This window comes from Rhodococcus sp. NPDC076796 (assembly GCF_040702765.1).
Classification (GTDB): domain Bacteria; phylum Actinomycetota; class Actinomycetes; order Mycobacteriales; family Mycobacteriaceae; genus Rhodococcoides.
Window position 1 is genome coordinate 1 of record NZ_JBFBMS010000036.1, and the last position, 1,433, is coordinate 1,433.

Sequence of the window (1,433 nt, forward strand, 5' to 3'; positions counted from 1 at the left end):
AGCCTGAGAGGTGATGCGTAGCCGATTGAGGCGAATTCAGTGATCCTATGCTGCCGAGAAAAGCCTCTAGTGAGTTGTTACACGGCCCGTACCCCAAACCGACACAGGTGGTCAGGTAGAGAATACTAAGGCGATCGAGATAACTATGGTTAAGGAACTCGGCAAAATGCCCCCGTAACTTCGGGAGAAGGGGGGCCCTGTCCGGTGATCACTCTTGCAGTGTGAGCTGGGTGGGGCCGCAGAGACCAGTGAGAAGCGACTGTTTACTAAAAACACAGGTCCGTGCGAAGTCGTAAGACGATGTATACGGACTGACGCCTGCCCGGTGCTGGAAGGTTAAGAGGACCGGTTAGCCAGTAATGGCGAAGCTGAGAATTTAAGCCCCAGTAAACGGCGGTGGTAACTATAACCATCCTAAGGTAGCGAAATTCCTTGTCGGGTAAGTTCCGACCTGCACGAATGGCGTAACGACTTCTCAGCTGTCTCAACCATAGACTCGGCGAAATTGCATTACGAGTAAAGATGCTCGTTACGCGCGGCAGGACGAAAAGACCCCGGGACCTTCACTACAGCTTGGTATTGGTGTTCGGTTCGGTTTGTGTAGGATAGGTGGGAGACTGTGAAGCGGTGACGCCAGTTACTGTGGAGTCGTTGTTGAAATACCACTCTGATCGTATTGGATACCTCAACCTCGGACCATGATCTGGTTCAGGGACAGTGCCTGGTGGGTAGTTTAACTGGGGCGGTTGCCTCCTAAAATGTAACGGAGGCGCCCAAAGGTTCCCTCAGCCTGGTTGGCAATCAGGTGTCGAGTGCAAGTGCACAAGGGAGCTTGACTGTGAGACTGACAAGTCGAGCAGGGACGAAAGTCGGGACTAGTGATCCGGCACCGGCAAGTGGAAGCGGTGTCGCTCAACGGATAAAAGGTACCCCGGGGATAACAGGCTGATCTTCCCCAAGAGTCCATATCGACGGGATGGTTTGGCACCTCGATGTCGGCTCGTCGCATCCTGGGGCTGGAGTAGGTCCCAAGGGTTGGGCTGTTCGCCCATTAAAGCGGCACGCGAGCTGGGTTTAGAACGTCGTGAGACAGTTCGGTCTCTATCCGCCGCGCGCGTAAGAAACTTGAGGAAGGCTGTCCCTAGTACGAGAGGACCGGGACGGACGAACCTCTGGTGTGCCAGTTGTTCCACCAGGAGCACCGCTGGTTGGCTACGTTCGGAAGGGATAACCGCTGAAAGCATCTAAGCGGGAAGCCTGTTCCAAGATGAGGTTTCTCACCCCCTCGAGGGGGTAAGGCCCCCGGCAGACCACCGGGTTGATAGGCCAGAACTGGAAGCCCAGCAATGGGTGCAGGTGACTGGTACTAATAGGCCGAGGACTTACCACAAAGAAGCTACGCGTCCACTGTGCAATATCTGAAACAACACACG

Annotated in this window: 1 rRNA gene; it reads left to right on the forward strand. The window is 54.8% G+C overall.

The features are described from left to right. A 23S ribosomal RNA gene (locus AB0366_RS27065) occupies positions 1-1,390 on the forward strand; the annotation flags it as partial. Between the last annotated feature and the right edge of the window lie 43 nt (positions 1,391-1,433).